The organism is Adlercreutzia sp. ZJ141 (genome assembly GCF_011038965.1).
Taxonomy (GTDB): domain Bacteria; phylum Actinomycetota; class Coriobacteriia; order Coriobacteriales; family Eggerthellaceae; genus ZJ141.
Genome location: NZ_JAAKEB010000053.1, coordinates 1 through 948, shown reverse-complemented (window position 1 = coordinate 948; position 948 = coordinate 1). Strand labels below are relative to the sequence as shown.

At 64.5% G+C, this 948-nt stretch carries 1 protein-coding gene; it reads right to left on the bottom strand.

Annotated features, from left to right (window positions below):
• Positions 1 to 856 (bottom strand): glucosaminidase domain-containing protein (locus G7Y44_RS10275; RefSeq protein WP_241159255.1); only part of this gene is annotated, 856 nt, incomplete at its 3' end.
• Between the last annotated feature and the right edge of the window lie 92 nt (positions 857 to 948).

The following is a 948-nucleotide window of genomic DNA, read 5'->3' as shown; positions in this document are numbered from 1 at the left end:
TGGTCGATATCGCCTCTCTAATGAGGGCGTTGTTGCGGTAGTGGGAGGCTTGGAGGAACACGCGGCTTCTGAAGCGGATGCATTCGACATCGCTTTTGAACACGATGAAGTAGGCGGTGATGGTGGTAAGCGTGCCGGGCGCATACTCCTCTTTCGTCGCCCATCCCGCCTTGCCTGCGACCTCGGGAGCGGATGCGAAAGTGGACGACCACTTCATACCGAAGAGGTTGTGGTCGCGGGTGGCGAGCTGGCTCATGGAATCTCCCTGCCCGGACTCGCAGATGATCTGAGCGATGGTGCAACCTGCAGGATGTCCGTACTCTTCCTGGCAGCGGATGGCCTCCTCGACCATCTCATAAGTAATGTAAGGGGGAAGGCCCTCCATGGAGCGCCGCTTGTCCTCGGCGTCCCAGAAGCCGAAGAGCGCAGATATCACCTGTCCGACCACAAGGGCCACGAGCACGAAGGCGACGATGCCGCAGATGACTCCTGCCGCCACGGCAGCGCCGCTGCCGCCGACGGTACTCGCCACGGCCACGCTTCCCCCTGAGGCAGCCGCCCTCTTCACGACAGCTCCCGTGGCTTGACTCGCCGCATGCTGGGCCGCGGTGTGCTGGGCGGCCTGGGCACGGATACCCGTTCGGGCTGACATCTTGGCAGCCCCCGACTTCCTGGCACCGAGCGCGCCCGCGCGCTTGCCGCTTTCTCGCGCCCCTCCCGTCGCGCTCGCGACATCGCCCTTGCGCCCCGATCGAGCGTAGGTGGCGGTGCGCTTGGCGGCGCGGCTCACGTCGTATACGTCTTGGCTCCCCTCGAACTCGTCGGTGTCGTCGAGCTCAGATACCACCTCGCGCATCGCGATCTGGCGGACCTTCAAGGCCTTGTCGCCTGAAGCTTGTGCCTCCTCGGCTGCTGTTGCTAACCGAACGCCTTGCGCTTCCTTGGCTC